Annotated in this window: 24 protein-coding genes and 3 tRNA genes; 26 read left to right on the top strand and 1 reads right to left on the bottom strand. The window is 36.4% G+C overall.

Annotated features, from left to right (window positions below):
- The first annotated feature begins 202 nt into the window (after window positions 1-202).
- The 9 genes from spoIIIJ (at window position 203) to G4D63_RS15620 (ending at window position 9,631) form a co-directional block, all read left to right on the top strand.
- Window positions 203-979, top strand: a complete 777-nt coding sequence (gene spoIIIJ / locus G4D63_RS15660) for a YidC family membrane integrase SpoIIIJ (protein WP_163180605.1) — start codon at window positions 203-205, stop codon at window positions 977-979.
- Window positions 976-1,596 (top strand): RNA-binding cell elongation regulator Jag/EloR, encoded by a 621-nt coding sequence (jag, locus tag G4D63_RS15655; protein ID WP_163180604.1) that lies wholly within the window; start codon window positions 976-978, stop codon window positions 1,594-1,596. Before spoIIIJ ends, jag begins: the two co-directional genes overlap by 4 nt.
- A 426-nt stretch (window positions 1,597-2,022) precedes the next feature.
- Window positions 2,023-3,399, top strand: a complete 1,377-nt coding sequence (mnmE, locus tag G4D63_RS15650) for a tRNA uridine-5-carboxymethylaminomethyl(34) synthesis GTPase MnmE (protein ID WP_163180603.1) — start codon at window positions 2,023-2,025, stop codon at window positions 3,397-3,399.
- A 22-nt stretch (window positions 3,400-3,421) separates the two neighbouring features.
- Complete coding sequence (mnmG, locus tag G4D63_RS15645; RefSeq protein WP_163180602.1) at window positions 3,422-5,314, top strand: tRNA uridine-5-carboxymethylaminomethyl(34) synthesis enzyme MnmG; 1,893 nt, start codon at window positions 3,422-3,424, stop codon at window positions 5,312-5,314.
- 24 nt (window positions 5,315-5,338) lie between these two features.
- Window positions 5,339-6,055 carry a 16S rRNA (guanine(527)-N(7))-methyltransferase RsmG gene (gene rsmG / locus G4D63_RS15640; protein WP_163180601.1) on the top strand — a complete coding sequence of 239 codons (717 nt, stop codon included), beginning with the start codon at window positions 5,339-5,341 and terminating at the stop codon, window positions 6,053-6,055.
- A 119-nt stretch (window positions 6,056-6,174) separates the two neighbouring features.
- Window positions 6,175-7,035: a nucleoid occlusion protein gene (gene noc / locus G4D63_RS15635; RefSeq protein WP_163180600.1), complete on the top strand. Its 861-nt coding sequence runs from the start codon at window positions 6,175-6,177 to the stop codon at window positions 7,033-7,035.
- A 200-nt stretch (window positions 7,036-7,235) separates the two neighbouring features.
- Window positions 7,236-7,997 (top strand): AAA family ATPase, encoded by a 762-nt coding sequence (locus G4D63_RS15630; RefSeq protein WP_163180599.1) that lies wholly within the window; start codon window positions 7,236-7,238, stop codon window positions 7,995-7,997.
- A complete protein-coding gene (locus G4D63_RS15625; protein WP_163180598.1) occupies window positions 7,990-8,838 on the top strand; it encodes a ParB/RepB/Spo0J family partition protein in 849 nt (282 codons plus the stop codon). Before G4D63_RS15630 ends, G4D63_RS15625 begins: the two co-directional genes overlap by 8 nt.
- Before the next feature lie 91 nt (window positions 8,839-8,929).
- Entirely contained in the window at window positions 8,930-9,631 is a 702-nt protein-coding gene (locus G4D63_RS15620; RefSeq protein WP_163180597.1) for a DUF554 domain-containing protein, read from the top strand.
- An 89-nt stretch (window positions 9,632-9,720) separates the two neighbouring features.
- Here the strand turns inward: G4D63_RS15620 and yyaC are convergent, their stop codons facing one another.
- A complete protein-coding gene (gene yyaC / locus G4D63_RS15615) occupies window positions 9,721-10,338 on the bottom strand; it encodes a spore protease YyaC (RefSeq protein ID WP_163180596.1) in 618 nt (205 codons plus the stop codon).
- A 112-nt stretch (window positions 10,339-10,450) separates the two neighbouring features.
- Here yyaC and G4D63_RS15610 point away from each other — a divergent pair, with 112 nt between their 5' ends.
- The 17 genes from G4D63_RS15610 (at window position 10,451) to G4D63_RS15530 (ending at window position 26,949) form a co-directional block, all read left to right on the top strand.
- Entirely contained in the window at window positions 10,451-11,470 is a 1,020-nt protein-coding gene (locus G4D63_RS15610; protein ID WP_163180595.1) for a YkvI family membrane protein, read from the top strand.
- 101 nt (window positions 11,471-11,571) lie between these two features.
- Window positions 11,572-12,468 (top strand): mechanosensitive ion channel family protein, encoded by an 897-nt coding sequence (locus tag G4D63_RS15605; RefSeq protein WP_163180594.1) that lies wholly within the window; start codon window positions 11,572-11,574, stop codon window positions 12,466-12,468.
- A 16-nt stretch (window positions 12,469-12,484) separates the two neighbouring features.
- Window positions 12,485-12,685: a DUF951 domain-containing protein gene (locus G4D63_RS15600; protein ID WP_163180638.1), complete on the top strand. Its 201-nt coding sequence runs from the start codon at window positions 12,485-12,487 to the stop codon at window positions 12,683-12,685.
- Window positions 12,686-12,707: 22 nt separating this feature from the next.
- A complete protein-coding gene (locus G4D63_RS15595) occupies window positions 12,708-14,705 on the top strand; it encodes a molybdopterin-dependent oxidoreductase (protein WP_163180593.1) in 1,998 nt (665 codons plus the stop codon).
- Between the two features lie 486 nt (window positions 14,706-15,191).
- The gene (ychF, locus tag G4D63_RS15590; protein ID WP_163180592.1) at window positions 15,192-16,292 is read left to right on the top strand and encodes a redox-regulated ATPase YchF; all 1,101 of its coding nucleotides are present in this window, start codon (window positions 15,192-15,194) and stop codon (window positions 16,290-16,292) included.
- Window positions 16,293-16,408: 116 nt separating this feature from the next.
- Window positions 16,409-16,699: a 30S ribosomal protein S6 gene (gene rpsF, locus G4D63_RS15585; protein ID WP_163180591.1), complete on the top strand. Its 291-nt coding sequence runs from the start codon at window positions 16,409-16,411 to the stop codon at window positions 16,697-16,699.
- Window positions 16,700-16,744: 45 nt separating this feature from the next.
- On the top strand, window positions 16,745-17,254 hold the full coding sequence (gene ssb / locus G4D63_RS15580; RefSeq protein ID WP_163180590.1) for a single-stranded DNA-binding protein: 510 nt from the start codon (window positions 16,745-16,747) through the stop codon (window positions 17,252-17,254).
- 51 nt (window positions 17,255-17,305) lie between these two features.
- Window positions 17,306-17,548 carry a 30S ribosomal protein S18 gene (gene rpsR, locus G4D63_RS15575; RefSeq protein WP_163180589.1) on the top strand — a complete coding sequence of 81 codons (243 nt, stop codon included), beginning with the start codon at window positions 17,306-17,308 and terminating at the stop codon, window positions 17,546-17,548.
- Window positions 17,549-17,662: 114 nt separating this feature from the next.
- On the top strand, window positions 17,663-18,601 hold the full coding sequence (locus tag G4D63_RS15570; RefSeq protein WP_163180588.1) for a YybS family protein: 939 nt from the start codon (window positions 17,663-17,665) through the stop codon (window positions 18,599-18,601).
- A 31-nt stretch (window positions 18,602-18,632) separates the two neighbouring features.
- On the top strand, window positions 18,633-20,609 hold the full coding sequence (locus G4D63_RS15565) for a DHH family phosphoesterase (RefSeq protein WP_163180587.1): 1,977 nt from the start codon (window positions 18,633-18,635) through the stop codon (window positions 20,607-20,609).
- Window positions 20,606-21,052 carry a 50S ribosomal protein L9 gene (gene rplI / locus G4D63_RS15560; protein ID WP_163180586.1) on the top strand — a complete coding sequence of 149 codons (447 nt, stop codon included), beginning with the start codon at window positions 20,606-20,608 and terminating at the stop codon, window positions 21,050-21,052. The genes G4D63_RS15565 and rplI overlap by 4 nt, the downstream gene beginning before the upstream one ends.
- A 200-nt stretch (window positions 21,053-21,252) precedes the next feature.
- Window positions 21,253-22,611: a replicative DNA helicase gene (gene dnaB / locus G4D63_RS15555; protein WP_163180637.1), complete on the top strand. Its 1,359-nt coding sequence runs from the start codon at window positions 21,253-21,255 to the stop codon at window positions 22,609-22,611.
- Between the two features lie 501 nt (window positions 22,612-23,112).
- Window positions 23,113-24,405, top strand: coding sequence for an adenylosuccinate synthase (locus tag G4D63_RS15550; protein ID WP_163180585.1), 1,293 nt, complete (start codon window positions 23,113-23,115; stop codon window positions 24,403-24,405).
- A gap of 338 nt (window positions 24,406-24,743) precedes the next feature.
- A tRNA-Lys gene (locus G4D63_RS15545) sits at window positions 24,744-24,819 on the top strand.
- A gap of 16 nt (window positions 24,820-24,835) precedes the next feature.
- Window positions 24,836-24,910: transfer RNA gene (locus G4D63_RS15540), tRNA-Glu, on the top strand.
- Window positions 24,911-25,144: 234 nt separating this feature from the next.
- Window positions 25,145-25,217: transfer RNA gene (locus tag G4D63_RS15535), tRNA-Phe, on the top strand.
- Between the two features lie 295 nt (window positions 25,218-25,512).
- Entirely contained in the window at window positions 25,513-26,949 is a 1,437-nt protein-coding gene (locus tag G4D63_RS15530; protein ID WP_338023968.1) for a peptidoglycan DD-metalloendopeptidase family protein, read from the top strand.
- The last annotated feature ends 35 nt before the right edge of the window (window positions 26,950-26,984 follow it).

The raw sequence follows: 26,984 nt of genomic DNA, 5'->3' as shown, positions 1-26,984 counted from the left end.
TCGACAAAATCGTTGCTGAATTTGTCATGCTTTTATTTGTTCATATAAAAGATATTTTCGATGAAAGATGATACAATATTTCTGGTAAGTAAGTATTGTTACGAAGATATTCTAGAAGTCTTTCTTAAATTAAGAGACTTCAATATAGGAATCAGCAATTATTCATACGATTGTTGGATGTTTAAAGGAGGATTCATTAGTAGTGAAGAAAAGGTTAGCAATATTCATAGGCCTGCTGCTTGTTCTAGCAACTTTAACAGGCTGTACAGAAGTAAATGTGCCGATCACTGCAGAAAGTGAAGGAGTATGGAATAAGTATTTTGTCTATCCATTATCTTGGTTAATCATTTATTTTGCAGAATTATTAGGAGAAAGCTACGGACTATCCATTATTATTGTAACACTGATTATTCGTTTCGCTTTACTACCTTTAATGATCAAACAAACGAAAAGTTCAAAAGCAATGCAGGCATTACAACCTGAAATGCAAAAGCTACGTGAGCAATATAGCTCAAAGGATCAAAAGACACAGCAGAAGTTACAACAAGAAACGATGGCATTATTCCAAAAGCATGGAGTAAATCCACTAGCTGGATGTATGCCGATTTTAATACAAATGCCAATTCTGATTGCATTTTACCATGCAATCATGAGAACTGGTGAAATCTCGACTCATAACTTTTTATGGTTTGATCTAGGAGAGCCAGATCCATACTTTATCCTACCTGTAGTAGCAGGTATTACAACGTTTATTCAACAGAAGATTATGATGGCTAGTGGAGCTGCAATGCAAAACCCTCAAATGGCTATGATGCTTTGGATCATGCCAATTATGATCGTTGTTTTTGCGGTTACATTCCCAGCAGCACTATCTCTATATTGGGTAGTTGGTAATATCTTTATGATCGTCCAAACTTTCTTAATCAAAGGCCCTGAATTAAAGGATCTTTCAGGAAATGCGGGGGAAGCGAAAAAGTGAAAGAGGTAACGGCTACTGGTCCAAGTGTTAATGATGCATTAGAGTCGGCCTTAGCTCAATTACAAGCAAATAGAAATGATGTTAACATCGAGGTTATTGACGAAGGTAAAAAAGGATTTCTAGGTTTATTTGGAGCTAGGCTTTCGGTTGTAAAGGTTACTGTTAAAGTTAATCCAGTTCAAGAAGCAAAGCAATTTATAGAAAATGTAGTTAGTAAAATGGGTATTGATGCGATCATCACGGTGACAGAGAAGGATCGTGAAGTGAACTTTAAGCTGACAGGAAAAGATATTGCAAAGGTAATAGGAAAAAGAGGTTCTACTCTTAATTCTCTTCAATATCTTGCTCAGCTAGTTTACAATCGACATACACATCAGTTTACGACCATTGTTATTGATGCAGAAAATTACCGAGCACGGAGAAAAGAAACTTTAGTCATTTTAGCCGGACGATTAGCTGATCAAGCTTTGAGAACGGGGAAAGATGTTCCTCTTGAACCCATGCCATCTTTTGAAAGAAAGATTATCCATTCTTCATTAATAAAAAATAAACAAGTAAAAACCTTTTCTACTGGAGTAGAACCATATAGACACCTAGTTATTTCACCAAAGAAATAGTCTGTTGAAATCCTAGATTCAATCATTTGAATCTAGGATTTTTTTTGTGTAAGTAGAGAAGCTATAAGTATAGCTATTATGGCTAAATCGCGCAGGCATTAAGAGCCTTGAACAAATTAACTCTTACCGTTCTAAAGCAAGATTTACTTGTCAGGGAAAACAGAGTGTTTGCGTATTTTTTTATGAAAAACTCTAAAATGTGACAAACATAGTGCAAATTCATCGTCCAAATACTGTTTTATTATTGTCAGTAGTGTTGTGGATAAGTTAGAATTGGTATATGGAGAATTGTGTCGGACAAGTTATCCACAGTGGATAAGATTGATAATATAAAAAATGGGGAATAATAGACCTAAACGATACTTGTGGATAATTTTATTAGAGAGAAAAGAGAAGTAGGAAGAAGAGAGAGGTGAAACCATAGCCATGGATCTAGATACAATAGCAGCAATATCCACTCCAATGGGGGAAGGAGCTATTGCAATCGTTCGTTTGAGCGGAGAGGAAAGTATCCCGATTGCAAATAGAATCTTTAAAGGTAAGCAGTTAACAGAAGTACCTTCCCATACTATACATTACGGTCATATCATCGATCCGAAAACAGAAAAAGTGGTAGAAGAGGTTATGGTTACTGTATTAAAAGCACCAAAAACCTTTACTAGAGAAAATATAATAGAAATTAATTGCCACGGGGGATTAGTTTCGGTAAATAGAGTACTTCAATTAATACTTGAGAGTGGTGCAAGACTGGCAGAGCCAGGAGAGTTTACTAAAAGAGCCTTCTTAAATGGTCGAATTGACTTATCACAAGCAGAGGCAGTAATCGATCTAATTCGTGCTAAGACAGACCGAGCCATGAATGTTGCATTAGGTCAAATGGAGGGAAGGCTCTCAAGGTTAATTCAAAAATTACGCCAAGAACTGTTGGAAACCTTAGCTCACGTAGAGGTAAATATTGATTATCCTGAATATGATGATGTAGAGGAAATGACACATTCCTTACTTATTGAGAAATCACGCAAGGTTCACCTTGAGATTGGCAAGTTACTCCAGACCTCTCAACAGGGCAAAATTTTAAGAGAAGGACTTTCGACTGTAATTATAGGTAGGCCAAACGTCGGTAAATCATCGTTATTAAACAGTCTTGTACATGAAAATAAAGCAATTGTAACCGATATTCCTGGGACTACAAGAGATGTAATCGAAGAATTTGTTAATGTTAGAGGTGTCCCTCTTCGACTACTCGATACAGCTGGAATCAGAGAAACTGAGGACATTGTCGAACGTATTGGTGTAGAGAAATCTAGACAGGTTTTAAAGGAAGCAGATTTAATCCTGCTTGTTTTAAATTTTAATGATGAATTAACTATTGAAGATGAGCAACTGTTTTCAGCAGTTAGTGGTATGAATACGATCATCATTATTAATAAAACAGACCTACCATCAAAAATAAATATGGACCGGGTTAAGGAATTAGCTGCAGATTCTCCGCTTATCACCACATCACTATTAAATGATGTGGGAATAGACCAATTAGAGGAAGCTATTTCTTCTTTATTCTTTGCCGGTTCTATTGAAGCACAAGATATGACATATGTATCAAACACACGTCATATAGCGTTATTAACACAAGCGAATATAACGATTCAGGATGCCATTCAGGGGATTGAAAGTGGTATGCCTATTGATTTAGTACAAATAGATTTAACAAGAACTTGGGAGCTTTTAGGTGAGATTCTAGGTGACGCTGTTCATGAAAGTTTAATTGACCAATTATTTTCTCAATTCTGTCTCGGGAAATAGGTCTTATTTTAGGAGGTAGAATATGCAACATTATGACGGAGGTAGCTATGATGTCATAGTTGTGGGTGCTGGTCATGCTGGTTGTGAAGCGGGTTTAGCTTCTGCTAGAATGGGCGCCAAAACACTGATGATTACAATTAATTTAGACATGGTTGCGTTTATGCCGTGTAACCCATCTGTTGGAGGTCCTGCCAAAGGGATTGTTGTACGTGAAATAGATGCTCTTGGTGGAGAGATGGGGAGAAATATAGATAAAACTCACATTCAAATGAGAATGTTGAATACTGGAAAAGGCCCTGCTGTTCGAGCATTGCGGGCACAAGCAGATAAGTTCTCTTATCAGCATGAGCTCAAAAAGACGATTGAAAATCAAGAAAACCTTACTCTATTACAAGGAATGGTAGAAGAACTGATTGTAGAAGATGATAAGTGCAAAGGAATCATCACAAATACGGGAGCTCGCTATCAAGCAAAGTCCGTTGTGATTACAACGGGTACCTTTTTAAGAGGAAAAATTATTATTGGTGACTTGCAATACTCAAGTGGGCCAAATAATCAGCAACCTTCTATAAAACTATCTGAGCATTTACAAGCACTTGGTTTTGATTTAGTTCGTTTTAAAACAGGAACACCACCGCGAGTGAATAGTCATTCCATCGATTATTCGAAAACAGAAATTCAACCTGGCGATGATGTCCCAAGAGCTTTTTCATATGAAACTACTTCTTTTATAACAGACCAAATACCATGCTGGCTTACGTATACTAGTCCGGAGACACATCAAATTATAGATGATAATTTACACCGTTCACCTATGTATTCAGGCATGATCAAGGGGACTGGACCTAGGTATTGTCCTTCTATAGAAGATAAAGTTGTCCGCTTTAATGATAAACCGAGACATCAAATTTTCTTAGAACCTGAAGGTCGAAATACACAAGAGGTTTATGTCCAAGGCTTATCAACAAGCTTACCAGAGGATATTCAGAGAAAAATGCTAACTTCAATACCTGGCCTAGAGAATGTACAAATGATGAGAGCGGGCTATGCAATCGAATATGATTCAATTGTTCCAACTCAGTTGTGGCCAACTTTAGAGACTAAAAAGGTTGAATCATTGTACACGGCAGGGCAAATTAACGGTACATCAGGTTATGAAGAAGCAGCAGGTCAAGGGCTAATGGCTGGAATTAATGCTGCAGCTAAAGCATTAGGTAAAGATGAAGTGATTTTAGATCGTTCAGAGGCTTATATTGGGGTTCTAATAGATGACTTAGTTACAAAAGGAACAAACGAACCTTATCGTTTATTAACCTCAAGGGCTGAGTACCGTTTATTGCTGCGTCATGATAACGCCGATTTAAGACTTACAGAAATTGGGTATAAAATAGGGTTAATACCTGAAGAGCGCTATCAACGTTTTATTTTGAAAAAAGCAACAGTTGAACAAGAAAAAGAGAGATTAAAGAACTTAATTCTTAAACCATCAGCTGATTTACAACAATTGATTAAAGATGCGGGTGGAAGTGAATTAAAAGATGGAATTCGTGCCGCTGATCTGTTAAAGCGTCCTGAAATGTCCTATGAACAGATTCGCCATATCATACAATCAGATACAGAGATCTCTGATGTAATTGCTGAACAAGTAGAGATTCAAATTAAATATGAAGGATACATTGAGAAATCCTTACAACAAGTCGAGCGTATGAAGAAAATGGATAACAAAAAGATTCCTGAAGATATTGATTATGATGCTATTTCAAGCTTAGCAAATGAAGCACGTCAAAAGCTAAAAGAAGTAAGGCCATTATCAGTTGGGCAAGCATCTCGTGTATCAGGTGTTAACCCTGCGGATATTTCTATATTGTTAATCTACCTAGAACAAGGTAAAATAGCGCGTGTATCTAACCAATAAAGAATGTTAAGAAAGGACTATATAATGAATCAAACACACTTTCTTACAATGCTAGAGGAGAAGGGAATTACTCTTTCTCCTAAGCAAATTGAACAATTTAAGTTATATTTCAAGCTGCTAGTAGAGTGGAATGAAAAAATGAATTTAACAGCTATAACAGATGAAGAGGAAGTGTATCTAAAGCATTTTTATGATTCTGTTACGGCAGCATTTTTTGTGGATTTTAAAACACCACTATCAATTTGTGATGTAGGCGCTGGGGCAGGTTTTCCTAGTATTCCTATAAAAATTTGCTTTCCACATCTAAAGGTAACAATTGTAGATTCGCTTCAAAAACGGATTTCCTTTTTAAATGAACTAGCTAAACAGTTAGAATTAACAGATGTAAATTTTTACCACGATAGAGCTGAGACCTTTGGCCAAAATAATTCTTTTAGAGAAAGCTATGATATTGTTACAGCTAGAGCAGTTGCTAGATTATCGGTGTTAAGCGAGCTATGTTTACCTTTAGTTAAGCAAGACGGTATTTTTGTGGCTATGAAGGGTGCTTCAGCAAAAGAGGAATTAGAGCAAGGACAAGCTGCGATCAAAATACTTGGTGGAACTCTTTTGGAAGAACATCGCTTTAAACTTCCAACAGAAGAAAGTGATCGTTCCATTTTCGTTATAAAAAAGGAAAAGAAAACGCCGAAGAAATATCCACGTAAGCCTGGTACACCTAATAAGCTACCAATTCAATAGTCTTATATGTTATCTGATAACAAATCCCTAGAATGTTTCACGTGAAACATTCTCTTAGCAGGAAAGTAGCAGGATTGCATCGAATATATAATGAGGAGTTCCTAAAGGTGGTGTAGAGGATGAAAAGTCCTTTTTCAAAGATATTTGGTATTGGGGAAAAAGAAGTTGAGGTAATCGAAAAGATAGAGAAAATTGATAAGGTAGAAAATGAAGAAATTAAGAAGCTACCGTTATCAGATATTGTACCGAATAGATTTCAACCTCGTACTGTATTTGACAATGACAAAATTAGTGAACTGTCTCTAACCATTCGTACACATGGAATTATTCAACCTATCGTTGTTCGTGAATATGAACAAGGAAAATATGAAATTATTGCAGGTGAAAGAAGATTTAGAGCTGTTACAAAATTAGGTTGGGAGACAATCCCGGCAATTATCAAAGAATTTAATGATGCCGAGACAGCATCCGTTGCGTTAATCGAGAACTTACAGAGAGAAGAGCTATCTGTTATCGAAGAAGCTGTCGCTTATGCTAAGTTACTTGAACTTCATAATTTAACACAAGAAGCTTTAGCACAAAGACTTGGTAAGGGTCAGTCTACTGTAGCAAACAAGCTTCGTTTATTAAAACTTCCTGAAGAAGTCCAACAGGCACTATTACAAAAACAAATTACTGAAAGACATGCAAGAGCACTTATACCTTTAAAAGATCCTGAAAAACAAATCAAATTATTAAATGAAATAATAGAACATCAATATAATGTTAAACAAACCGAAAACAAGGTTAATAGATTAATGGAGGAATTGGTTAAAAAACCAAAACCTAAACGAAAAGCATTTAGTAAGGATATGAGGATTGCTATGAATACAATTCGCCAATCACTTACAATGGTGCAAGATAACGGCGTTGAGTTAGACTCCACTGAAGAAGAGTTTGAAGAATACTACCAAATTACAATTAAAATACAAAAGAAATAATAGATTAATGAGCCCCAAGAAAGGGGTTTTTTTTTATTTGATCTTTTTTTTAAAAGTATTTAAGTAAGAAAGTTCACCGGATTTGTGTATATTGAATCATTTACTAAAAAAAATTAGCAAATTAAACTCACTTTTATAATTTTCATGATAAAATGATATAGTTAATAGATAATTTGTTAGATTCGAAAGTAGGTGACACCGTGGCAAAAATCATATCAATTGCAAACCAAAAGGGTGGAGTTGGAAAAACCACTACATCGGTGAACTTAGGAGCTTGTTTAGCTTATTTAGGTAAGAAGGTACTCCTAGTTGATATAGATCCTCAAGGAAATGCCACTAGTGGCGTGGGTATTGAGAAGGCTGACGTGGATTCTTGTATATATGACGTATTAGTTGAAGATGCCAATGCAAAAGATGTAGTAAAGCCAACGGATGTAGAGAATTTATATATTATTCCAGCAACCATTCAATTAGCTGGGGCTGAAATAGAATTAGTTCCTACTATTTCAAGGGAAGTTAGATTAAAGAGAGCTTTAGAAGCAGTGGAAGCGCAGTATGATTATATCATCATAGATTGCCCTCCTTCTCTGGGGTTACTTACAATTAATTCATTAACAGCATCGAATTCAGTATTAATCCCAGTACAATGTGAATATTACGCGTTAGAAGGACTAAGTCAGCTCTTAAACACAGTTCGTTTAGTTCAAAAGCATCTTAACACAGATCTAATGATCGAAGGTGTTTTACTAACAATGTTAGATGCCCGTACAAATTTGGGTATTCAAGTAATCGACGAAGTCAAAAAGTACTTCCAAGAAAAGGTATATCAATCTATCATACCTCGTAATATTCGTTTAAGTGAAGCACCTAGTCATGGAAAACCAATCATTATTTACGATCCGAAGTCAAGAGGAGCAGAAGTGTATCTAGATCTTGCAAAGGAAGTGATGGCAAATGGCTAAAGGACTTGGAAAAGGGATCAATGCTTTTTTCCCTGATGTTAATCTTAAGAAAGAAGAGATTGTCCAGGAAATTAAGCTGAAGGATATACGACCTAATCCTTATCAGCCACGAAAACATTTCCAAGAAGAAGCTATTCAGGAATTAAAGGAATCCATCATTCAGCATGGAATTTTGCAACCAATTATTGTTAGAAAAAGCATTAAAGGGTACGAAATTGTAGTTGGGGAAAGACGCTACCGTGCTGCAAAGGCTGCTGGATTAGAATCAATACCTGTTGTAGTAAGAGAACTAACAGAACAGGAAATGATGGAGCTTGCTCTATTAGAAAATCTTCAGCGAGAAGACTTAACTCCTATTGAAGAAGCACAGGCTTATCAATCTCTTATTGAACAGTTAGATTTAACACAAGAACAGTTGGCTAAACGTTTGGGTAAAAGCAGACCTCATATTGCAAACCATATTCGACTATTATCACTACCTGAAACAGTGAGAATGTTTATATCTGAAGGTAAGTTATCAATGGGACATGGGCGAGCATTATTAGGACTAAGAAAGAAAGAAAAGTTAAATACAGTTGTTGAAAAGATTCTTTCAGAGCAGTTGAATGTCCGCCAGCTTGAACATCTGGTAAATCAATTAAATGAAAATGTTTCACGTGAAACATTGAAGCCTAAAAAAGAGAAGAATGTATTTATAAAAGAGAGAGAAACTGTACTTAGAGAGAAATTCGGAACATCTGTTTCTATTAAACAATCTAAGAAAAAGGGTAAGATTGAAATTGAATTTTTCTCTCCAGATGATCTGAATCGAATATTAGAACTTTTAGATGCTATGGAATAAAACTTCTCTATAACCACTAGTCTATGTGGTTATTTTTTTAATTATGACAAGTTATTAAGTAAATAGGGACAAGTGATTAAAGGAGAACAGCATGGTCTTATTAGGAACAATTGTTAATGGTCTATGTATTATTTTAGGGACTGTAATTGGGAGTTTTCTCTCAAGAATACCTGAAAAGGTAAAACATACAGTTATGCAAGGTATTGGTTTATCGGTTTCATTGCTTGGGATTCAAATGGGATTGAAGAGTGAACAATTCCTTGTTGTGATTGTGAGCTTAGTAGTAGGTGCAATAATTGGAGAATACATTGATTTAGATCAAAAGCTAGAAAACCTTGGTCAATGGTTAGAAAGAAAGATTGGTAAAAGAGCAAAAGGTGAAATAGCTAAAGGATTTGTCACAGCTACACTCATATTTGTTATCGGGGCATTAGCGATTATTGGATCCCTTGATAGTGGACTAAGGCAGGATCATAGAGTTCTCTATACAAAGTCCCTAATTGACGGCTTTACTAGTATTATTTTAACAACAACGCTGGGAATAGGAGTAATGTTCTCCGCGATACCTGTTATGTTATATCAAGGTTCTATTGCTTTGTTTGCGAATCAAATAGAACAAGTAGTACCAACAGAGTTAATGAACTCTTTTATCGTAGAGATGACCTCTACAGGTGGTCTAATGATCTTGGCAATTGGATTAAACATATTGAACATAACTAAAATAAGGGTAGCGAATTTACTGCCGAGTATTCTCGTAGTTGCATTAATAGTGACGATTTTATATTTTATATAATAAACTTGATAAAAACTCTTCTTCTATTAGTTACAGAAGAAGAGTTTTTATATGGAATGGAATTCTATAAAGATAGGTAAAAGTGAAAATTAGATCTGCTTTAACTGCTCGACACTTCGTTTACTTGTTATTAGTTTTCGTTTGTATAATAAGCTTGCCTCGAAAATTCCCTCTGATATAATCGAAGCCATTTTCATGACTAGGTTTAAGCGTGTATTCTGTAGAACAAAGAACTCCATAAAACCACTAACATTTACAATGCCAGTAATGTGAATATCCCCAACTGGTGGTAATTCTTTTTTTACTCCTGCACCTGGCTTAACAGGCCCATCTCCAACTGTAATGACTCCGACACTTTTTAACCTACCTAAGCATGCATCAATACCAATAATAAAAGGGGAGTTTAGTTCTGAATTTATCAACTTTAGCTGGTCTTCTAAATTAACAGCATGAATAGGATCGTCTAGTGTCCCGTATACATGAAAAAGAGGTGAACCCTTTTCTTCTAATTTCGTGCCAATAAGGGGCCCTAGCGCGTCACCTGTTGAACGATCAGTCCCTATACAGACAATTGCTATTGGAGTATGTGAACGAGTGGGTAGATGGCTTACAATCTCTTTTGCGATTTTAGTGGAGGCACCATCTTCATCGAAGTTGATTTTTGATTCCCCACCTTTCTTTTCAAAAAAGTTAGGTCTTAGATTCATAGATTCCACTCCTTAATAATAGTAGTAACAGTATACGGATAAAATTTTCATTCTATACATAATGATTTAATTTCGAACAAATTAACTAGAGGTTCTAAGGAGGCAGATTGCATTGTGGAGAAACGGGATTAAATGGATGTTTCTAATTTTAGGAACGATGATAGGTGCGGGGTATGCATCGGGGAGAGAGTTATGGCAGTTTTTTGGTGCTGAAAGTGGACTTGCTATTCTTCTATTTACGATATTATTTTCTATATGTTGCTATGTTATTATGAAAATAAGCTTTGAAGAGAAAACAGAGCACTTTTTACCCGTTTTAAATAAATTAATAGGGACTAAACTATCTAGTGTATATGATATTGTCATTATTTTTTATCTTTTTACTACCACTATGGTAATGTTAGCAGGTGGTGGAGCGGCAATCGAAATCTTCCATATTCCTTATTGGATTGGAATTGTCATTTTCTCATGCCTATTAGTAATCTTATTCATATGGAATATAAGGGGGATGACCTCCTTAAATGCAGTCATTATCCCGTTATTAATCATAGGGTTATTAGGAACGATTATAACGTTTATGTTAAAAAGTCCTTCTAGCATCGGATATGAGTGGACCAAGCAGTCTAATTGGCCTTCTGCCTTTACTTTTACAGCTTTAAATGTCATTGCTCTTATTGCAGTTGTTGGAGCAATTGGTAAGGAAATGAAGGATAAAAATGAGGCAATTATTGCTAGTGTGGGAAGTGGGTTGATATTAGGGGGAATTGCATTCTTTTATAACCAGTCATTACTTCAGGTAAGTAATGAAATTGTTCTCTATGAAATTCCTCTTTTTGCAATTTTAAAGGACTACCCTTATAGTATGATTATTCTAATGACAATCTTGTTATGGACGGCTATATTTACAACGGCTGCTTCTGGAATCTTTGGTTTAACATCAAGACTACGACAATACTTACAAATGCCGACCTGGTTAGTTGCGCTTTTCATCATCGTCATCATGATTCCACTAACTAAATTTGGATTTTCTACACTAGTAGCAGTTCTATATCCAATCTACGGATTAATTAATCTATATTTAGTTGCTGCCATTCTAATCTATCCGATTGCAAATCATTATAAGTGGGAATAAATTTTTTGATATGATATAGAAAAGTGATTATACTCTACAAAAGGAATTGATAAGAGTGTAAACATATTAACTAAAGCTATATATCGAGAAAGGAAACAACTATGAATGTTCTTAAAGAGGCATATCAGTCTTTTATGAATTACATGACAGATCCTGCTATTTGGGTGGGGATTGGTCAAGGCTTTATCAAGGTTTTGTTAATTTTTATTGTGGCTGGAGTTTTAATCAGAATTGGGAAGGTTGCCTTACACAATATCTTTAAAATTCGAACAAAAAGCCCCTTACGTGTTTCAGAACGTAGAGAGGCTACGCTAACGAGATTATTAGACAATATTTTAACATATGTCATTTACTTTATAGCGTTTATAATGGTGTTAGAGGTTTTTACAATTGATGTTACTGCATTACTTGCTGGAGCTGGTGTAGCAGGATTAGCAATTGGTTTTGGAGCTCAAAATCTAGTACGTGATATCATTACAGGGTTTTTCATTATTTTTGAGGATCAATTCTCCGTGGGTGACTATATCCGGACTGGAACGTTTGAAGGAACAGTGGAAGAGATCGGACTCAGAATTACTAAAATTAAAAGCTTTACAGGAGAAATTCACATTCTGCCAAACGGAAGTATTCAAGATGTCACGAATTTTTCGATAGCTAATAGCGTGGCTATAGTGGATATTAGCATTGCGTATGAAGGTGATATAGGTAAAGCTGAGAAAGTGATCCTAAGCTTATTAGAGGAGCTTCCAAAGCGTTACGAAGATATGGTAAAGACGCCAGAACTATTAGGAGTTCAAATGTTAGGGGCATCGGATGTTGTTCTGAGGGTTACATCTGAAGTAAAGCCGATGAAACATTTTGCGATCTCGAGAGCTCTTCGAAAAGAAATAAAAATAAAATTAGATGAAAACGGAATAGAAATTCCATTCCCACGTGTTGTGATGTATAACCGAGTAGAAGAGGCGGACAACAGTGGCAAACTTCAAGAAAAGGGATGAGAAGGAGCAAGTAGAGATGGAAGAAAAAGAGTTTGCTATTAATGATATTGTAGAAATGAAAAAACAACATCCTTGTGGTACAAATCGGTGGAAGATTATCCGTTTAGGAATGGATATAAGAATTAAGTGTGAAGGGTGTCAGCATAGTGTATTAATCCCAAGAAGAGATTTTGTGAGAAAGATGAAGAAAATGCTAGTAAAGCATGAGGGTGAATGAGCGTAGTTGGGAGAGGTAGGAAATGGGGAGAATTGTAAAATCGGCATGTCCTCTAAATTGTTGGGATAGCTGTGGGTTTAATGTAACGATTGAGAATGGTCAGGTTGCAAAAGTAGAGGGAGATCCTGAACATCCCATTACAAAGGGGAAAATCTGTGGTCGTGGTAGAATGTTAGAAACTAGAACGAATAGTAAACAAAGGGTAACCACACCACTTAAAAAAATAGATGGCGAATTTCTTCCTATATCATGGAATCAAGCAATAGAAGAGATTGCACAACAAATGAGCAGTATAAAAGATGAGTATGGAACAACAGCTGTGTTACACAGTCATGACTATGCAAATAGTGGATTATTGATTAACTTGGATAAACGCTTTTTCAATTGCTATGGTGGTGTGACCGAAGTAATCGGTAGTTTATGCTGGGGAGCAGGTATAGAGGCTCAAAAGTGGGACTTCGGGGATTCGTACAGCCACTCGCCTGAAGATATTTTAAATAGTAAGCATATTGTAATATGGGGACGAAACGTTGCTAGAACGAATATGCATTTATATGAATATATCCAAAAAGCTAAATCAAATGGTGCAACGGTTATTGTAATTGATCCGATCTATAATGCAACGGCTAAGATTGCTAATCATTATATTTCTATTAAGCCAGGAATGGATTCATTTTTGGCATTAGGGATTATGAAAGAAGTTCTTCGTCTGAATTTAGAAGATCGTAGCTTTATTAATCATTATTCTATTGGCTTCTCTGATGTAAAGGAATTGTTAGAGAGTGTTACCTTAAGTGAACTTTCAAGTTATTCGGAAATTCCAGAAGAAGTATTTACAATGCTTGCCGAGATTTATGGAAACGGTCCAACAATGACGTACCTAGGTTTAGGAATGCAACGCTATGAAAATGGTGGAAACACGATCAGAACAATCGACGCATTGATTGCGATGAGTGGTAATGTAGGCATACCGGGTGGAGGAGCAAACTATGGAAACCTCCAAGTAGGACAAAGCTTTAATTATGAAGCATTAACTCTACCCAAGAAGAGGAAGCATAGCCGACAATTTACGATGATGAAGCAAGCTGAAGAGGTATTATCAGCCAGTGAGCCTCCAATCAAAATGATTGTTGTGACTTGTGGTAATCCACTAACACAAGTCCCAGATACAAATAAAGTAAGAAAAGCCTTTGAATCAGTTGATACAGTTGTAGTATTGGAGCAATATTTAACAGATACAGCGTCCTTAGCTGATTATGTTTTACCTGTGGCCACTTCATTTGAGGTAGAAGACCTTTACTACGCGTCTATGTATCATGGTTATGTGAACTATGGAGGAGCATTAGTTGAAGCGCCGGGTGAGGCAAAACCAGATTTATGGATATGGTCTAGATTAGCAGACAAATTAGGCTTCGGAGAAGAGTTCAATTTTACAAGAGAGCAGTTTTTAGAAATGGGTATATCTAACCTACGGGATAAAGGAATCTCTTTAGAAAAGCTGAAACAGGAGCATCACCTTCGACTGCCAATTAAAGATGTTCCGTGGGAGGATAAGAAATTTAAAACTCCAAGTGGGAAATATGAGTTTACATCAACGAGATATACTGAAGAACTTGGGAAACTTTTATTATCTTTTCCAAGAGAGTCAGCGAGAAATAACCCTGGTTTATCAAAGAAGTACCCTTATTCCTTACTATCGTTACATCCTCTAAGATCGAATCATTCCCAGAACTATCATTTAATAGCTGGAATACAGGAGATTAAAGTGGAAGTTTCAGAGGATATTGCTGAAGAAATAGGTTTGAAGGATCAAGATAAGGTCAAAGTCTTTAATGATCGTGGAAATGTAGAAGGTACCGTTAAGATTATGAAGAAGGCACATCCGAAGACAATTAATATAGATGAAGGAAACTGGAGTAAGTTTGGTGGAACAGTAAACTTATTAACGTCTGATGAACCTTCAGATAACGGACTTGGTAGCATACTGTATGATTGCCTAGTTAATATTGAAAAAGTTTAATGGTGCCAACTGGCACCGTTTTTTTATTGGTTAGTATATAAAAATATTTCATTTGCGGATAACTTAGCCAAGTGCTAGTAATCTGGCTTCAGCCTTTTTGTTCTGTTGTTGCTAAACGGGGCATTATAGCTTTTCCATTGTATAGCTTTAATGCCCAGTCCCTCGAGGTCAAATGTTCCTAAAATAACAAAAGGGAAAATCACCTTTTGTTATTTTAGGAACATTTGCTTGTCGGAGGCCTACAGGAAGTAGGTCAGGCAAACGTTGCAACAGGACGTTGCGCACTTAGTTTGCCTTCAACTACTCATTATAGCTTTTCTTGTTAAGTGCTTGTCTTTTTAATGGCTAGTATCTATAATTGGTAAAGGTTAAAGTGTTAACGTAGGGCTATTTTTTAGAATATAGCAAAGTTTTATATATCTTAATAGTGAGTTTAAAATGATACTTAATATAAAGAGTTTTACTGAAAAGAGGAGTGAAGGATAGATGGCATTAACAGCTGGAATTGTCGGATTACCTAACGTAGGAAAATCAACACTATTCAATGCAATAACTCAAGCAGGTGCAGAGTCTGCGAATTATCCGTTCTGTACAATTGATCCAAATGTGGGGATCGTTGAAGTACCAGATCATCGTTTAAATAAATTAACGGAGCTTGTTAAACCAAAGAAGACTGTACCAACAACTTTCGAATTTACTGATATTGCTGGGATTGTAAAGGGTGCGAGTAAAGGTGAAGGGTTAGGAAATAAATTCCTTTCTCATATCCGTCAAGTAGATGCAATTTGTCAGGTTGTGCGTTGTTTTGAGGATGAGAATATTACACATGTCTCAGGTAAGGTAGATCCAATTGATGATATTGAGACTATTAATCTGGAGTTAATTCTAGCTGATTTAGAGTCAGTAGATAAAAGAATTGATCGTGTCGCGAAACTGGCGAAGTCTAAGGACAAGGATGCAACCTTTGAACTTGAGATACTTGTTAAGCTAAAGGAAGCCTTTGAAAATGAAAAAACAGCGCGTACAGTTGAGTTTTCAGATGAGCAGTTAAAGGTTGTAAAGGGATTACACCTGCTAACAATTAAGCCTATCTTGTATGTAGCAAATGTAGGGGAAGATGATGTGGTAGATCCATCTGAGAATCCTTATGTTCAAAAGGTAAAAGAGTATGCTAAAGGCGATGAAGCAGAAGTAATCGTTGTGTGTGCTAAGATTGAAGAAGAAATCTCTGAATTAGACAAAGAAGAGAAGAAAGCATTTTTAGAAGAACTAGGAATTGAAGAATCTGGGTTAGATCAGCTAATCCGAGCTTCATACTACCTTTTAGGGCTAGCGACATACTTTACAGCTGGTGAACAAGAGGTTCGTGCTTGGACATTTAGAAAGGGTATGAAGGCACCTCAGTGTGCAGGGATCATTCATACTGATTTCGAACGTGGATTTATCCGTGCAGAGACAGTCTCATATGATGATTTAGTTGCAGGCGGAACTATGATTGCAGCAAAGGAAGCAGGTAAGGTTCGTTTAGAAGGAAAAGAGTATATTGTTAAAGATGGAGATGTTATTCACTTCAGATTTAATGTATAAAAATCTTTAATAAGTTGCAGAGGGCAGTCGTCTCTGATATAATATAAAATTGTGAGTAATTAAATATTGCTCCTTGCCCTTAACCGGGCCGTTTAGTCCAAAAGGAGGTGACAGAAATGAGAAAGTACGAAGTTATGTACATCATTCGTCCAAACATTGAGGAAGAAGCTCAAAAAGCGCTAGTTGAACGTTTCAACGGCATTTTAACTGATAATGGTGCTGAGTTAACAAATGTTAAGCAATGGGGTAAGCGTCGTCTTGCATATGAAATCAATGATTTCCGTGATGGCCACTACATGCTTGTAAATGTTAATGCTCCAGCAACAGCTGTTCAGGAGTTCGATCGTCTTGCTAAAATCAGCGAAGACATCATCCGTCATATTGTTGTAAATGTAGAAGATAAATAATAAATAGATTTATGTACGTAGTATTCTTAAGGAGTTGGGTATTTTATGATGAACCGCGTTATACTTGTTGGGCGACTAACGAAGGACCCAGAATTGCGTTATACACCAAGTGGTGTGGCAGTAGCGACATTTACATTAGCTGTAAACCGCACATTCACCAATCAACAAGGAGAGCGCGAGGCTGACTTTATCAACTGCGTAATTTGGAGACGTCCGGCTGAGAATGTCGCAAACTTTTTGAAAAAAGGAAGTTTGGCTGGTGTTGACGGAAAGCTTCAAACAAGAAGCTATGACGGTCAAGACGGTAAGCGTGTATATGTTACAGAGGTTGTTGCCGAAAATGTTCAGTTCTTAGAGCCAAGAAGTGGTGGAAACCAAGGTGAACGCAGTGGTGGAAATTATGGCGGGGGACAAGAAGATTCTTCTTATGGACAAGGTCAGCGTAATCAGAACCAAAATAATCAACGAAATCAAGGATTTACTCGTGTAGATGAAGATCCATTTGCTAACAATGGTGAACCAATCGACATTTCAGATGACGATTTACCATTTTAATAGATCGGATTACCATCAGTTAAAATAAATTAGAGAAGGGAGGCATTTTTCATGGCTGGATTCCGTAAAGGTGGACGTGGAGGTAAGCGTAAAAAGGTGTGTTTCTTCACATCTAACGGTATCGAAACAATCGACTTCAAAGATGTTGATTTACTTAAGCGTTTTGTATCTGAGCGTGGTAAGATTTTACCTCGTCGTGTAACAGGTACAAGTGCAAAGTACCAACGTAAGTTAACTATTGCAATCAAGCGTGCTCGTCAGATGGCATTGCTACCATATGTATCTGGTGAATAAACAAAAGCGGCAGCGGGGAAACCTTGCTGCTTTTTTATTTCTTAAATGGAGATTTAGTATGTTATAATATCACAAAGCATTCAATGCTACATATACCTTGAAACGAGGAGACATATGGGAAAAACAAAAGCACTCACAGAAGGCGCGATCATGCTAGCGCTATACATGATCTTATTTTTAATGACTCTTTACATTCCTTTATTAGGCTCACTCACCTTATTTGCATTATCTCTACCTTTTGTCGTTTTTTCTAGTAGAAGAGGCTGGAAAAGTGGATTGGTTTTATTTGGAGCAGCCGTCATATTTACGATGCTATTTGGATCAATATTAGCACTACCGTCTACCTTTTTATTTGGTTTAGGTGGAATAGTGATCGGATATTTATATAAAATTAACCGATCTAAATTTGAAATCCTCGCTGCTGGTAGTATTGTTTATATACTCATTCTTCTTGTGATATATGCAATTATTACTACGTTCCTTAAGATTAATCCAGTAGAAGAGGCACAGAGAGCCATTGAACAATCAATAAATATGTCCAGGGAAATGATGGAGTCATTAGGACAGACTATAAATGAAGCACAATTAGAGCAGCTACAACAGGCTTTAGAATTCGCTTCCTTATTAATGCCAACAGTTATCGTATTTGTAGGTGTGTTTCTAACATTTATTACACAATTGCTTTCATCAAAAATTCTTAGTAGACTTGGATTGCAAGTTGAAAAATGGCCACCCTTTAGGTCCATACAATTACCAAGGAGCTTAATTTGGTATTACCTGATTGCAATGGTAGCCATGATGTTTCCGTTAGAACAAGATTCTATGATGTTTTTAGCCATCTTTAATCTATTTCACATTTTACAGCTATTAATGATCTTACAAGGTCTCTCATTTATCTTTTATTATTGTTATCATAAAAACCTTTCAAAGGGAATACCAATTACCATCTTAATACTTTCCTTCTTACTACCTTTCCTACTTTATCTTGTACGTTTAATAGGTATAATTGATTTAGGATTTAATTTAAGGAGTAGAGTGGAAAGTAAAAAATAAACAGGTTAAGTCATGTTTAGGAGCTGAAAACATGCCTAATTTTCATCAAAAGAGAATCTATCGTATTCCCATCTATATGCTGATTGCCTTAACTGCTTTTTTAATAGGCATTATTGGCTTCTTTCAATGGGTTTTTGGGATCATTGGATTTCTACTGCTTGGCATAATATTATTCTTTCTGTTAAGAGCAGAAGTGTTGTTTCGCCATGATATGGAGGAATATGTTTCGACTCTATCTCACCGTGTTAAAAGAGTGGGAGAAGAAGCATTAATGGAGATGCCAATTGGAATTATCCTTTATAATGAAGACTTTCAGATTGAATGGTCAAATCCATTCATGACTTCCTTTTTTGAGGATGACACCTTAATTGGCAAACCACTTCAGGAACTTGTAGAGGTTTTACTTCCGATTATTAAGGATCAAGTACAAACTCAGGTTATTAATATTAATGACCGGAAACTTCGTATTATTAATAAGAGAGAAGAAAGACTCATTTACGCCTTTGACGTTACGGAAGAAGTAGAGCTTGAAAAGCAATATGAGGAAGAGAAGTCAGTACTTGGTGTTATTTATCTAGATAATTATGATGAAGTAACACAGGGTATGGATGATCAAAGGAAAAGTAATATAAACAGTCAAATTACTTCCATCTTAAACAAGTGGGCCACCGACAATGGCGTGTTTTTGAAGAGAACTTCATCCGAAAGATTCTTTGCCATTTTTAATGAACAAATCTTGCATCAACTCGAAAAAACAAAATTTGAAATTCTAGATGTGGTAAGAGAACATACATCCAAACAAAGTAGTCCACTCACCTTGAGTATCGGAATTGGTACTGGAACGTCCTCTCTACCAGAACTGGGATCCTTGGCACAATCAGGACTAGATCTAGCATTAGGACGTGGTGGGGATCAGGTAGCGATTAAAAAATCCAATGGTAAGGTTAAGTTTTACGGTGGTAAAACAAATCCAATGGAAAAGAGAACGAGGGTAAGAGCACGTGTAATCTCACATGCACTTCGAGAACTCGTGGTTGAGAGTGATAAAGTGTTAATCATGGGGCATAAATACCCTGATATGGACGCAATTGGTGCGTCTATTGGTATCTTAAAAGTGGCACAGGCTAACCAAAAGGAAGGCTTCATTGTTATAGATAAGAATGAATTAGACACTGGCGTTCAACGGTTAATTAGTGAAGTACAATTACACCCTGAATTATGGGCAAGGTTTATTAGTCCCGAACAAGCACTAGAGCTTTCTACTGAAGAAACATTATTAGTTGTTGTTGATACTCATAAGCCATCCTTAGTTATTGATGAGAGGCTTTTGGTAAGGAAAGAACGAGTAGTGGTTATTGATCACCATCGACGTGGTGAAGAGTTTATTGAGAGTCCATTACTTGTGTATATGGAACCGTATGCTTCTTCCACTGCTGAACTTGTAACAGAACTACTTGAATACCAACCAAAACGCTCTAAGTTAAATATACTAGAAGCTACTGCATTGCTAGCTGGTATAATTGTTGATACGAATAGCTTTACGTTAAGAACAGGTTCACGTACCTTTGATGCAGCATCCTATTTAAGAGCACATGGGGCTGATACCATTCTGGTGCAAAAGTTTTTGAAAGAAGATATAGATGTCTTTGTAAAGCGATCAAAGATCGTTGAAAACACAGCTATTTATAAAAATGGAATTGCGATTACTAAAGGAAAACAGGAAGAAAAGTATGACCAAGTTCTCATTGCCCAAGCTGCGGATACGTTACTATCCATGAGTGGGGTCATTGCCTCCTTTGCAATAGCGATTCGCCAGGATGGCATAGTAGGAATTAGTGCACGTTCTTTAGGGGAAATCAACGTACAAATCATTATGGAAGCTTTAGAAGGTGGGGGCCATTTAACAAATGCTGCTACACAGTTGTCTGGAATGACTATTGAAGAGGCCGAGCAAAAGCTTAAAATAGCAATAGATGAGTATTTAGAAGAAGGGAGTAATGAGGAATGAAAGTAATTTTCTTAAAAGATGTTAAGGGTAAAGGTAAAAAAGGAGAAGTGAAGAATGTAGCCGATGGTTATGCTCACAACTTCTTGATTAAGCAGGGATTGGCTGTTGAGGCAAATTCTTCAACAGTTAATACTTTAGAAGCACAAAAGAAGAAGGAACAAAAAGAAGCAGAAGCTGAATTACAGGAAGCACAACAGCTTAAAGAGAAGCTAGAGCAGCTTACGGTAACTCTTACAGCGAAGTCGGGAGAAGGCGGTCGTCTATTTGGTTCAATTACCACCAAACAGGTAGCAGATGAACTTCAAAAGGTGCACAAGATTAAAATAGATAAGCGCAAAATGGATTTAAACGAACCTATTCGTTCTTTAGGAGTAACAAATGTTCCTGTTAAACTTCATACAGAAGTAATTGCTACTTTAAAAGTACATGTTAAAGAATTATAATAGCATCAAACAGAGCAGCTAGATTCCTGGCTGCTATTTTTTTATTTGAAAATAAAGCTGAGGATAATTAAAAACATGTAATTACTTCTAAATCTGACTAGCTTTTACTCTAATATGTTAAAAATGGAAGTACTATTTTCTGATGATAAATATGTTACAATCATGAGTAGAGAAAATGAAAGAGGGGAATGAAACAATTAATGACTGATATATTTGCAGATCGTACCCCACCTCAAAATATTGAAGCAGAACAAGCTGTACTAGGGGCAGTTTTTTTAGAACCTTCTTCTTTAACAACAGCTTCTGAGATTCTGATTCCTGAGGATTTCTATCGTGCATCGCATCAGCGAATATTTAATGTCATGCTTTCTCTTAATGAAAAAGGAGAGCCTGTTGATCTTGTAACCGTAACGTCTGAACTAGCTGACTTAAAGCTATTAGAAGAAATCGGTGGAGTTTCATACTTAAGTGATCTTGCAAACTCAGTACCTACGGCTGCAAACATTGAATATTACGCTAAAATTGTAGAAGAAAAATCAATCCTAAGAAGATTAATTAGAACGGCAACTTCGATTGTTACAGACGGTTATGCACGTGATGATGAAGTGGATGTTCTTTTAAATGAGGCAGAAAAGGGGATCCTTGATGTTTCGAGAAGAAAGAATAGTTCTTCATTCCAAAACATTAAAGATGTATTAGTAGATGCCTATGATAATATTGAACTACTTCACAATAGAGTTGGAGATATAACAGGGATTCCGACCGGATTTAGAGAGTTAGATAGAATGACAGCAGGATTTCAACGGAATGATTTAATTATCGTGGCTGCTCGTCCTTCAGTAGGTAAAACTGCCTTCGCCTTAAATATCGCACAGAATGTAGCCACTAAAACGGATGAAAACGTAGCAATCTTTAGTCTAGAGATGGGTGCTCAGCAGCTTGTCATGCGTATGTTGTGTGCAGAAGGCAATATAAATGCACAAAATCTTCGTACGGGTAAACTAACCTCTGAGGATTGGGGAAAGCTTACAATGGCTATGGGGAGTCTCTCTAATGCAGGGATCTATATTGATGATACTCCAGGTGTAAAAATTAATGAAATACAGTCGAAGTGTAGAAGACTTAAACAAGAGAGCGGACTTGGAATGATTCTGATCGACTATTTACAGCTAATTCAAGGAAATGGACGAGCTGGTGAAAATCGTCAACAGGAAGTTTCTGAGATATCTCGTTCCTTAAAGCAACTTGCGCGTGAACTTGAAGTTCCGGTTATTGCATTATCTCAGCTTTCCCGTGGTGTGGAACAACGTCAAGATAAACGCCCAATGATGTCTGATATCCGTGAATCAGGAAGTATTGAGCAGGATGCTGATATAGTAGCCTTCCTATATCGTGATGATTATTATGATAAGGAATCAGAGGCTAAAAATATTATTGAAATTATTATTGCAAAACAACGTAACGGTCCTGTAGGAACAGTAGAGCTCGCCTTTGTGAAAGAATATAATAAATTTGTTAACTTAGAAAAGCGGTATGAAGACTCAGGAGTACCTGCCTAACTATGAGAGCCCTCTAACATTTAGAGGGTTCTTTTTTATATTTAGGTTAAAATAAACTGGGTTTAGGGTTTATTAATTAGGATCTATATGAAAAAAGTTTTCTTTAAATTTATGTTCTGTTAAACATTGTTGTTGATTTTCGTTGCAGGACACTCGCTTTCCGCGGGGCGTGCGGTGAGCCTCCTCGGCATTCGCCTGCGGGGTCTCACCTGTCACGCTGCTCCCGCAGGAGTCTCGCGTCCTTCCACTACAATCAACTCTGCTAGAGACCAACATTATACATTAACAGAGCCTAAATTAAAGGCAGTGGAATGGAACGGAAACTAACTCTAAAAACACCAAAGTATAAAAGAATTCCAATTAATAATTAATAAACGAACAAACTTTATAGAAAATGATATTAATGTTCGGATTTAATTGACTTTTGTTTAATTTATAAGTATACTTACAGTTGTTTGAACAGACATTTATAGATAAGGTAAATAATGTGGAGGTGCTGAAATGTCATCAGTTGTTGTTGTGGGAACGCAATGGGGAGACGAAGGAAAAGGGAAGATTACTGACTTTCTTTCAGAAAATGCAGAGGTTGTAGCACGTTATCAAGGTGGAAACAATGCAGGCCATACGATCGTGTTTAATGGTCAAAAATATAAGCTTCATCTTATTCCTTCTGGGATTTTCTATTCAGATAAGATTTGTGTACTAGGGAATGGGATGGTTATAGATCCTAAAGCATTAGTAGAAGAATTAAAATACCTACACGATTTAGGAGTTTCTACAGATAACCTAAAAATCAGTAACCGTGCCCATGTCATTCTACCTTATCATTTAAAATTAGACGAAGTAGAAGAAGAGCGTAAAGGTGCCAATAAAATTGGGACAACTAAAAAGGGAATTGGTCCTGCTTATATGGATAAGGCCGCAAGAATCGGAATTCGTATTGCGGATTTACTAGACCGTGAAGAATTTGAAACAAAGCTTACTCATAACTTAGCTGAAAAAAATCGTTTATTAGAAAAGTTTTACGAAGTAGAAGGATTAAAGATTGAAGATATTTTAGACGAATACTATGAATATGGTCAACAAATTGCTAAGTATGTAAGTGATACATCTGTCGTACTTAATGATGCTTTAGATGAAGGAAGACGTGTTCTTTTTGAAGGAGCTCAAGGAGTTATGCTTGATATTGATCAAGGTACCTATCCTTTTGTAACATCTTCTAATCCAATTGCAGGTGGAGTAACCATTGGTAATGGTGTAGGTCCTTCTAAGATTAAGCATGTGGTAGGTGTTTCAAAGGCTTATACAACTCGAGTTGGTGATGGTCCTTTCCCTACTGAAATGCATGATGAAATTGGTCATCAAATCCGTGAAGTTGGGCGTGAATATGGAACAACAACTGGTCGTCCTCGTCGTGTTGGCTGGTTTGATAGTGTTGTTGTTAGACATGCAAGAAGAGTAAGTGGAATTACAGACCTGTCTTTAAACTCTATAGATGTTCTAAGTGGAATTGAAAAGCTAAAAATTTGTGTAGCTTATCAATATAATGGACAAATTATGGAGGAATTCCCTGCTAGCTTAAAAGTATTGGCACAGTGCGAGCCAGTTTATGAAGAGTTTCCAGGTTGGACTGAAGATATTACAGGTGTAAAGAGCATTAATGATTTACCACCAAATGCTCGTCATTATCTAGAACGCATTTCACAATTAACAGGGATTCCATTATCAATCTTCTCTGTAGGACCAGACCGTTCACAAACAAACTTACTGAGAAGCGTTTATGGGCCACAATAATTAACAATAATGCCCTATCCTTAAACTAAGGGGATAGGGCATCTTTATTTTATGTTAGTTATTATTTGTGAAGATGAGAGGCTATTTATTAGTGGGGTTTCTAGTATTTACATAGATAGATTTATACATTCAAAAAAAAGAGTCTTGCATTCTACTAAATCATCATGCTATTATAATACATGTTGCTTGGCAATTCGACATTATTATACACAAGAGCCATTAGTTCATTTGGTAGAGCACGATCGAGTAAGCTTCAGAGAATAATCATCAGCGTACCAATCTGTGATTGGGACGTCTATAGCTAAGATGAAACTTAGCTCGAACAATTTCTTATATTAGAGCCATTAGCTCAGTCGGTAGAGCATCTGACTTTTAATCAGAGGGTCGAAGGTTCGAGTCCTTCATGGCTCACCATTTCCTAAATTAGAATGGCCCATTGGTCAAGCGGTTAAGACACCGCCCTTTCACGGCGGTAACACGGGTTCGAATCCCGTATGGGTCACCATATATACATAAAAGGAATAATACATTGCTTTCGTGAATATCATATTAGGGTTTGATGGGTAAACATTTAAATTGTTACACAGTATATATATTGGCTCGATAGCTCAGTCGGTAGAGCACGATCGAGTAAGCATCATTGAAAAGCCATTAGCGCACAAATGGAGATGCTCCTTGAGAGACTTTTGGGGCGAAGGTAATAGAAGTAAAAGATAGTTCCTAAACAATTTAATATATTGGCTCGGTAGCTCAGTCGGTAGAGCAAAGGACTGAAAATCCTTGTGTCGGCGGTTCGATTCCGTCCCGAGCCATCTCAAGAGACATGCACGAAAAAGCATGTCTTTTATCTTATAGTCTATTTTCCTACACATTACAAATAGATACCAGTATATGACAGAAATGATACAGTTATGTTACATATTTCTTATTTTTCACCTAAAATAATTCAGGATATGCTAAAGTTTAAAAGTAAGACAATTATTTAATATTACTAATTATTTAGAAAATTAATAGTTTACTAGTCTTTATGTACTAATAGCAACTGTTACACTTATATACAGTAGGCACTCAAGTTGTCGGAAGAGCCTTGGTCTAGGAGGAAGAACAGTGATTAATTGGAAGATGAAATTCGAAGGTTTACCACAATTACTAAAGCGTACTGCCGTAAGTACGATCGTTGTAACAACTTTAACGTTCGGAACGGTATCAGCAGATAGTGGTTTTGGAATTAATAAGGTATATCATGTTTATGTTAATAATGAAAGAATAGGTATTGTTGATAATAAGGATGTAGTCGAGCAATACATAGAGGATCGAGAAAAGGCGCTTCTAGAAAAAAATCCAAATATTTCATTTGGTTTACAGGCGAATGTTCAATATATCGAAGAAAAAGTATTTAGAGCAAATGTTAACAACCAGCAAGTTCTTCAATTACTTTCTGAACAGTTAAAGATTGAAGCCAATGCATTTTCTGTTGTTGTGAATGATGAACCTGTTGCTTTTTTAGATAGCATGGAAAGTGCAGAAGCAGTTATTAAAAACTTAAAGTTAAAATATGTATCTGACGAAGTATTAGCAGAGTTAGAGGCACGTGATCCAAATGCAACGTTGCCAGAACTTGCTGAAGGTCAGTCTCGTATATTAGACGTAACATTTAATGAAAAGGTTACAATTTCAGAACAAAAAGTTTCTCCAGAAGAAATCTTATCTGTTGGAGATGCTGTTACTTACTTATTAATGGGTGCCCTAGAGGAAAAGAAGTATCAAGTCCAAGAAGGTGATGTACTTGGAAGTATTGCAAGTGCACATAATTTAAGTTTAGATGAACTTCTTGCTCTAAACGAAGGTTTTGAAGAGAATTCAGTAATTAAAGTTGGCCAAGAAATTAATGTTACTGCATTAAAGCCATTCCTAAATGTTTTGATCCAAGAAGAGGTATACAAGCGAGAGAGTATTCCTTTCGGTAAAAAGATTACAGAAAATAAAGAAATGCCAAAGGGTGAAAACAAAGTAACTCAAAAAGGTAAGAATGGTGAAAAGTTAGTAAACTATATTGTGTCAAAACAAAATGGTAGAGTAGTAGAACAAAAGACAACTAGAGAAAAGGTTGTTATGGAGCCTGTAACAGAATTAGTTGATAAAGGAACAAAGGTAATTCCTTCTCGTGGTACTGGTTCATTCGCATGGCCGGCAGTAGGTGGATACATTTCTAGTTACATGGGCTATCGTTGGGGAAGAATGCATAAAGGAATTGATATTGCTCGTCCAAGTAATAGAAATATCTTATCTGCTGATAATGGAACGGTTACACAGGCAAGTTATGATGGTGGTTATGGAAATCGAATCGTAGTTAACCATAATAACGGAATTACGACTACCTATTCACATTTAAGTAGTATGTCGGTAGGGGTAGGTCAAACTGTACAACGTGGTCAAAAGATTGGTGTAATGGGAGCTACCGGAAATTCTACAGGTGTTCACCTTCACTTTGAAGTATATAAGAATGGTGCGTTACAGAATCCAATGCATTATCTTGGTAAATAAAGAAAAATCCTCTAGTTTAGTGACTAGAGGATTTT

The sequence above is a fragment of the Bacillus mesophilus genome, assembly GCF_011008845.1.
Classification (GTDB): domain Bacteria; phylum Bacillota; class Bacilli; order Bacillales; family SA4; genus Bacillus_BS; species Bacillus_BS mesophilus.
The sequence above is the reverse complement of the archived record's forward strand: the minus strand, read 5'-3'. Positions and strand labels throughout refer to the sequence as shown.